The organism is Streptococcus sp. UMB0029 (assembly GCF_002871495.1).
Lineage (GTDB): Bacteria > Bacillota > Bacilli > Lactobacillales > Streptococcaceae > Streptococcus.
In genome coordinates, this window is sequence record NZ_PNGD01000014.1 from 64513 (window position 1) to 72411 (window position 7899).

Annotated in this window: 8 protein-coding genes and 1 pseudogene; 2 read left to right on the top strand and 7 right to left on the bottom strand. The window is 43.6% G+C overall.

Annotation, left to right across the window (positions count from 1 at the left end):
* The first annotated feature begins 111 nt into the window (after window positions 1-111).
* Window positions 112-1113, top strand: coding sequence for a DNA-binding transcriptional regulator GalR (gene galR, locus CJ239_RS09770; RefSeq protein WP_102211421.1), 1002 nt, complete (start codon window positions 112-114; stop codon window positions 1111-1113).
* 66 nt (window positions 1114-1179) lie between these two features.
* On the opposite strand, the gene CJ239_RS09775 is transcribed toward galR, so the two are convergent.
* Together CJ239_RS09775 and CJ239_RS09780 are read right to left on the bottom strand one after the other, a co-directional pair.
* The gene (locus CJ239_RS09775; RefSeq protein WP_102211426.1) at window positions 1180-2217 is read right to left on the bottom strand and encodes a zinc-binding dehydrogenase; all 1038 of its coding nucleotides are present in this window, start codon (window positions 2215-2217) and stop codon (window positions 1180-1182) included.
* A gap of 76 nt (window positions 2218-2293) precedes the next feature.
* Complete coding sequence (locus tag CJ239_RS09780; RefSeq protein WP_180958265.1) at window positions 2294-3190, bottom strand: cation diffusion facilitator family transporter; 897 nt, start codon at window positions 3188-3190, stop codon at window positions 2294-2296.
* 132 nt (window positions 3191-3322) lie between these two features.
* Here CJ239_RS09780 and CJ239_RS09785 point away from each other — a divergent pair, with 132 nt between their 5' ends.
* A complete protein-coding gene (locus CJ239_RS09785) occupies window positions 3323-3859 on the top strand; it encodes a TetR/AcrR family transcriptional regulator (RefSeq protein ID WP_033681430.1) in 537 nt (178 codons plus the stop codon).
* 166 nt (window positions 3860-4025) lie between these two features.
* On the opposite strand, the pseudogene pnuC reads toward CJ239_RS09785, so the two are convergent.
* From pnuC to CJ239_RS09810, 5 genes and pseudogenes are all read right to left on the bottom strand, one after another.
* Window positions 4026-4229, bottom strand: a pseudogene (gene pnuC / locus CJ239_RS09790) (nicotinamide riboside transporter PnuC); the annotation flags it as partial.
* Window positions 4230-4549: 320 nt separating this feature from the next.
* Complete coding sequence (locus CJ239_RS09795; protein ID WP_000103848.1) at window positions 4550-5350, bottom strand: energy-coupling factor ABC transporter ATP-binding protein; 801 nt, start codon at window positions 5348-5350, stop codon at window positions 4550-4552.
* Window positions 5337-6173, bottom strand: coding sequence for an ABC transporter ATP-binding protein (locus CJ239_RS09800; RefSeq protein WP_102211423.1), 837 nt, complete (start codon window positions 6171-6173; stop codon window positions 5337-5339). The genes CJ239_RS09795 and CJ239_RS09800 overlap by 14 nt, the downstream gene beginning before the upstream one ends.
* Window positions 6149-6940, bottom strand: a complete 792-nt coding sequence (locus CJ239_RS09805; RefSeq protein ID WP_180958266.1) for an energy-coupling factor transporter transmembrane component T — start codon at window positions 6938-6940, stop codon at window positions 6149-6151. Before CJ239_RS09805 ends, CJ239_RS09800 begins: the two co-directional genes overlap by 25 nt.
* Complete coding sequence (locus tag CJ239_RS09810) at window positions 6940-7542, bottom strand: hypothetical protein (RefSeq protein WP_012000350.1); 603 nt, start codon at window positions 7540-7542, stop codon at window positions 6940-6942. The genes CJ239_RS09805 and CJ239_RS09810 overlap by 1 nt, the downstream gene beginning before the upstream one ends.
* Window positions 7543-7899 lie beyond the last annotated feature (357 nt).

A 7899-nucleotide genomic window follows, 5' to 3' on the forward strand; every position in this document is an offset into this window, starting at 1 on the left:
TTCTATTGTATCCAAGGGAGTTTCCAAGGTCAATCCTTTTTACTAAAATTTTACTAAATTATCAGTAAAAAGAAGAAAAATATGATATACTAACCTAATCAAGGAGGATTTATGGCTACCTTAAAAGACATTGCACAGCTAGCCTCTGTCTCTATCGCGACCGTATCCCGTGTTCTCAATCGCGACCAGAGCCTATCTGTCACAGAAGAAACTAGACACCGTATTTTAACCGTTGCTGAAGAACTGGGCTACACCAAACACCTTAAGACAGGCGAGCCCCACAAGCCCAAGCAAAAGATTGCCATTATCCAATGGGTCAGCGAACAAGGAGAGCTGGACGACCTCTACTACTACCAGATTCGCCTAGGCATAGAAAAAAGAGCCCAGGAGTTGGACTACGATATCTTGCGCTATTTTAATGACCATCCTTTTACCCTAAGCGAGGAAGTGATTGGCATTCTCTGCATCGGAAAGTTTAGTCGAGCTCAGATTTCTGCCTTTGAAGAATACCAAAAGCCTCTTGTCTTTCTAGATAGCGATACTCTTTCACTAGGACATACCTGTATTATCACGGACTTTTACACTGCCATGAAACAGGTTGTCGATTATTTCCTCAGCCAAGGAATCGATCGTATCGGGATTCTAACAGGTCTTGAGGAGACAACTGACCAAGAAGAAATCATTCAGGACAAGCGACTTGAAAATTTCAAGAACTACAGTCAAACAAAGGGAATCTATCATGATGAACTGGTCTTTCAAGGAAACTTTACTGCCCAGTCTGGCTATGACTTGATGAAGGAAGCAATTCAGAGCTTAGGAGACCAACTCCCTCCAGCATTTTTTGCAGCTAGCGATAGTTTAGCCATCGGTGCCCTCCGTGCCCTCCAAGAAGCTGGAATCAGCCTGCCAGACCGGGTCAGCCTCATTTCCTTTAACGATACCAGCCTGACCAAGCAGGTTTATCCTCCCCTCTCCAGCATCACAGTTTATACTGAAGAAATGGGCCGAGCAGGTATGGATATTCTTAATAAGGAAGTTTTGCATGGACGAAAAATTCCAAGCCTGACCATGCTGGGAACCAGACTGACATTGAGAGAGAGTACTCTGCCATAACTCCACAAATTAAACATGACAAAAATCCTAATAGAGAGTATCAAATCTCCATTAGGATTTTCTTTTTTAGTCCATCACAATCATAGACTTAATGGTCTTACGTTCATCCATATCTTTATAAGCTTGATCAATATCTTCTAATTTATAGCTTGAAGTAAAGACACGGCCTGGGTTGATATCGCCATCAAGAACAGCTTTTAGTAAAAATTGCTTATCGTATGTTGTCGCAGAAGCTGCCCCACCTGCTACAGAAATATTTTGCATAAATGTCGAACCAAGAGCACGATTCTGATAGTGTGGGACTCCTACAAATCCCATACGCCCTCCATTATGAAGAACACCTAGCGCCTGTTCTACAGCAGCCTCCGTACCAACACATTCAAGTGCTGCGTCTGCTCCGCCACCGAGAATTTCACGCACCTTGGCAATACCTTCTTGACCTCGCTCAGCTACAATAGCTGTCGCCCCCGACTCCAGAGCCATCTTTTGACGCTCTTCATGACGACTCATAAGGATAATTTGCGATGCACCACGCATCTTCGCCGCGATGACAGCACATTGACCTACAGCACCATCACCAATGACCACAACCTTATCCCCTTTTTGAACATTAGCAACACGCGCCGCATGATAGCCTGTCGGCATGACATCAGCAAGAGTCAAGAGGGACTTTAGCATACCTTCTGTGTAGTCAGACGGTTGCCCAGGTATTTTGACAAGTGCCCAATTGGCATAGTGGAAACGGATATATTCAGCTTGGAAATTCCCTCCTAGATTATTTCCAATATGATTGTCACAAGAACCATCAAATCCTGCACGACAGGCATCACACTGACCACATCCATGTGTAAAAGGGACGATGACAAAATCACCTGGCTTCACCGTCGTAATGGCTTCCCCAGTTTCTTCGACAATCCCAATCGCTTCGTGTCCACTATTTTTGTGTCCAGCTTTCGTTTCTGGATTACGGTACCTCCACAGATCCGATCCGCAAACGCACGCGCGAACTACACGAATAATAACATCATCTGCGTCTATAATTTGCGGACGTTCAATTGTAGCAAGTCCAACCTGACCCGCCTTTGTATATACTGCTGATTTCATTAACATATCCTCTCCATTTTTACTAGTTTAAGTATACACTTTTTATTATGCTTTCGCTCACTTATACTACACCTCATCAATGATGATGATTTTGATCATGACTTGCTTCTAACTCTGCTATATTGCGCTTATGTGCTTGGTGAGTTTCTAGGTCGTCATCAACTTCAATAGTGATGTTTTGAAATCCACAATCTTTTAGCAAGTTTCGTATGAATTCTTTACAAGTTTCCATCTGTTCAATTTCTTTTAGGCAAACATGAACAATGGCATTTTTTTCCAAACCATCCATAGTCCAGAGATTAAGCTGGTTAAGGCTAGCCACATTGTCTAATTCCTCTAAGTCACTCATGACTTGCTTGATATCGACACCTTCTGGCACAGCATCCAAGAAAATCTTGAGTGTGCTCCAAAAGCGAGGAATGGCTTTGATTAAAATGAAGATGGAAATGACAAGCGATAAGAGCGGATCAAGAATATACCAATCTGTAAATCGAAGAACAATTGCCATCAGAATGACAGCCAACCAACCAAGAGTATCTTCTAGAAAATGCAGACTCAGAATTGACTCGTTCTTTGTTTGTCCCTTTCGGACCACAAGACTAGCTAATACATTGATAGTAACCGCAATCATTCCTAGCCAGAGGATACCTTCATCATTAACGGGCTGTGGATTAAAAAGTTTAGTTGTATTTTCCAAAATCACTAGGATGGATCCTGTGATAAGAATCACAGCAGTCACTAGTGCTCCTAAAAGACTAAATCGCTTGTAACCCAAGGTGTACTGCCTATCTTCTTCTCTATTTGAGATTGTTTCTAGAAAGGCCGATATGCCAATGGCTATAGCATCTCCCAAGTCATGGACAGAATCAGCAAGAACAGCACTCGAACCAAAGATTCCTCCTGCGATAAACTCAACAATGGCATAGCTTAAATTTAAGAAAAAAGCTACCCAAACAGTATATTTTGCCTTCATCTTTCTCATTCCTTTGTTATAATAGATTTATGAACACCTTGTTCATTATCATTATCCACTAAAACTCAAAGAAAGGATAGAAGCAAAACGTCAGCTTTATTCAGTTCTGAACAATTTGCCTCAAGTGTCCATATGACTAACATTGACCGCCGTATCAGTAAAACAAAAAAAGCCATCTATCAAGCTTTTCTACAACTTTTGAACGATAAGAGCTACGAGTCTACTACGGTTCAGGATATCATTGATCTCGCAGATGTGGGACGATCCACCTTTTACTGTCACTATGAGAGTAAGGAACTACTTCTGGACGAACTTTGTCGCGACCTCTTCCATCACCTCTTTGAAAGAGAGGAGTCCATTTCAACCGAGGATTACCTCGCCCATCTCTTTCTTCACTTTCAAAAAAACCAAGACCATATCACCAGTCTACTATTTTCAAAAAATGACTACTTCCTCCGTCAACTCCATAAAGAGCTAGAACACCATGTCTATTCCCTGATGACTAATGATTTAAAAGAAGCTCACCCTAATCTACCTACTTCTTACCTCCAACACTTAGTCGTGTCCAACTTTGTCGAGACATTGACCTGGTGGCTCAAAAAAGGACAAGACTTTACAGACCAGGAAGTTGGCCAATTTTATCTAGACCTTCTCATTCCTAAAAATTGAATAGCAAATAGAGCTCAGTTGCCTTATTTCTTGGTTACTGAGTTTTTTACCTTTTCAACAACAAAAGAGGACCCGCCGATCCTCTTTTTCATAATATAAAATCCTTTATTATCAACTCTATCTGTTTTATCCCAAGACTTAAAATAGTACTTTTAAACATCTTTCCCTAGTTAGGTAAATCAGTATTCTGCTTAGCAGCCTTGCTCCACTGGTACCAACCAACTAGACTGTTAATGAGATAAATCAAGTATTTCCCTTGGATTTGCAGGCTTTCTCCCTACCAGAGATAGATTGAAAAGACATTAGTAGCAGCCCAGAATATCCACTGTTCACGGTAAACAGCTGTCATGAGGATTTGCCCTACACCATTGAATGGGAACAGCGTAAGTTGGGAGACGAAGTTCGAATAGTGATGGGACAGTCTCCTAATTCAGAAAATTATACTGATGATCCTAATGGGTGCTAAAAATGCGAAGACCTATGAAGACCTATTTTGTATTAGTCAAACAAAAAATCCAAAAGAAATGGTATATGATTATGACCATGAAACAAAGTAAAATCAAACCGAGTGATCTGAGGAAGCACCCGATGATCATGAAACGTTATTAAACACAAAAGTCACCCATGTGAGTTCTTGCCAGAAGCTGAAGTTAATCCTTCAACCTGGAAAACCCGCAGAGGTGACTTTTTCTATACATCTCGATTTTTCTGGCAATAATCATTAACCGATAAATATGTCTGTGAATCACCCAGCGACTCCGCTATGTCCATAATCCGCGGTGGTAGTAATCCCACTCGCTGGACAAGTTCGTGATTGCTGAACAATTCCCGTGGACTGCCGGCGAAGCCAAACTTCCCGTGTTCCATAACATACACCGACTCAAACTCGGCGGCGACCCAATCCATGTCATGGGTGATGGTCACAACTTGGTGGCCCGAATCAGCCAACTGATGGAAAATTGCGGTCAACTTGCGCCGGCTTTCCCAATCAAGCGACATCATCGGCTCATCAAATAAATAAATCGCCGGATCCACTGCCAAAACTGTGGCAACGCTCAACAGCTTGCGTTCCGACAATGACAGGTCATATGGACTTTCAGCTGTTTTATCATCCAAGCCAACTCTTTTTAGAGCCGCTAAAGCCCGCCTCGTAATCGTGTCGTGGTCATCCATGACCTGCGCGACATTCCACTCCACCTCTCGTTGAACGGTCGGGTTGAAAAGCTGATCGTCAGGATTCTGAAAAGTAATCCCAACCTTCAGTAACTTTTCGACTGGTTTAAGATCATTAAAATTTTCTCCATCGATCTTAATCACACCGGTTTGTGGTGTCAGCAAGCCCGTCAACAATTTGAAGAGCGTTGATTTGCCGGCACCATTTTGGCCGACAATCGCCACCATCGGATCGGCGAAGTGTTTGTCTTCAACATCCAAGCTAAAGGACCGTTCCGGATAAGTGAACGTCAGGTGACTCAGTTCAATTGTGGACATAACGAACCTCCTTCAGATCAGCGTAATTCACCGGATACCGGCCATCAGCCAAGTGCCAATCCATTTTTTGAGCAAGTTGCTGGATTGTCGGGGCTGGAATCTGCCAGTCAGCTACCAAATGATTAAACACCTCACCCGGCCTGCCCTGGGCTACCATTTGACCCTCGTGCAGCACCCACACAACGTCGGCGACTTCGCACAAATCGTCAATTTCACTGGTGACAATGAAGACAGTCGTCTCTTTGACTTGGGCCAGCCATTGGAAAAATTGCCGGCGGCCAAGGGGATCCATCTCACTGGTCGGATCATCCATAATCAAAACAGCCGGATTAGCCACAATCGCCGTGGCAATTGCCAACCGCTGGATCTGACCACCGGAAAGGCTCTCGAGACGCAAATTCAGCTGTTCAATCAGCCCCATTTGCGTGGCAACTTCTTCAACCCGTTTTTGAATCAGTCCTTCAGCCATTCCCTGATTAATCAAGTCAAAGGCTATTTCATCGGCAACCGTGTCTGCCAACCCGCTTAGTTGGCCAGCTGGATTTTGCAGTACAACTCCATTCATGGCATTATAAACTGGCCAATTGTCGGACACTCGCTGGCCAAACATGTGCCAATCGCCCTCAATCTCAGCAGACACAATTTTGGGAATGACCCCTGCCAGCACACGGCACAAAGTCGATTTGCCAGAGTGGCTATTCCCGATAATCCCAACCACCTGGCCGGTCTGAACCTCCGCGTTAATCTGACGCAGTTGTGGTTGCTCAGTACCCGGATAACGGGTGGTCAAATTTTCAATTACAATCCGTTTATCTTCGTCCATATCTTCCACCCAATCAATAAAATTGCCAATCCAGTCAGACCAATGTGCAGCGTCCGCGACAGGCGATACACGCGCTGGGAGGTTCTGACAGTCCGGTTGAGATTATCAAAACCTCTCAGTTGGAGAGAAATCGACCGCGTCATCGATTGATCCAAGGTCTTAATCACCAATGGAATTAGAACCGGCAGGACTGACTTTAATTTCTGAATCAACGTTTTTTGCGGATTGGTTCCGCGAACTTTTTGTGCCTGCTGGATTTTCCGCATATTGCGCATCATTTCCGGCAAAATATAACACACCGACATCAGAACGTAGACGGTTTTATAAGACAATCCGGACAGTTCCAAATAGGTCGCGTTTTCTGAAATACTCGTGGTCACCATAAAAAAGCCACTGGTCAAAATAATCACCAATACTCGACAACCCAGAGTGGTGGCGTAAATCAGGCCTTCTTTGTAGAACGACACCCCAAGCACAGAAAACAGCACAGTTTGATTCCGACTGTAAAATAACCCTTGGATGATCAGCATGGTGCAAATCAGAAACAGGCTGAATCCCAGCGCCTTAAAGGTGGTAGAACTCAATTTGGAAAATAACAATAGCAATGTTGCGACAAGAATTAATCCGGCCTGAAGCAATAAATTCATACTGGCAAAGCTCAACAACGTCATGTCCAAGATGAACAAGAGCTTAGTAATCGGATCGATCACCTGGTACCACTTGAGCTTGACCCGTGGCGCTCCAGAAATCAATGTTTTATCAGTCATCATTTATCATCGCTAAAGAAGTGCACCATCCGCTTCGGCAGCTGACGATAGATGAAGAATGCCAGGTAGGCCACGCAGACTTTATCCAAAATATCCAAGACAAACTCATCGGTAAATGAGGCCAACCACACTGGTGCATGATTGGCGACCATTACCGCAAACAATGAGTCACCCCAAGCGATACCGGTCTGACCACCCCAAAAGATGACGTTGAGTGGCGTTGAAATGACAGCTGAAACGATGGCAATAATAATAGCAGAAACAAATACTCGTCGCGCTGACGAGAACCACCCATTGGCGTGCAAAACTCCGACAGCAATCCCAATTCCGATACTGGTAATCGCATACACGGTTGAAATTGGCGATAAGGTCAGCCCATAAATCACGTTGTTGATGAAACCACTAATGGCACCGGCAACCGGCCCAGCCAACATGCTGGCAAGAAAGGTTCCCAAAGACCCCAGCCAAACGGGCAATTTTAACCCCTCCGCCAAGGCTTTGGCAACATAGTTAATCCCCACGGCAGCGGGAATCAAAGTCATGGTGGCAGCACTTAACTTAAATTTCCACATACTGGTACGATGAATCGGTTCTGTTTTCATAATCTTCTCCTTTTGTTTTTAAAGAGCCGTGTCTGGATAGACTTTCGGACGCAACGCTCTATTATATATCTACTGAACTGTCTATACACAAGATTTCCATCCTTAGTCGACATGAGCTGGAAATCTTTATTTGTTAAGTAGTTCACAACACATTATACACCTATTTTGTGAATAGTCAAGTGTATTTACAGTAAAATTTTAGAAAATCCTAAAAATTTCCTCTTATTTTCCATTTAAAAATGAAAATCATTAATTCTGACAATCGAGTAGGGGATAATCTCTAGCCCCTCTCACACCACCGTACGTGCCGTTCGGCATACGGCGGTTCAACTAACTTTTAACGCATGTCGTTCAAGG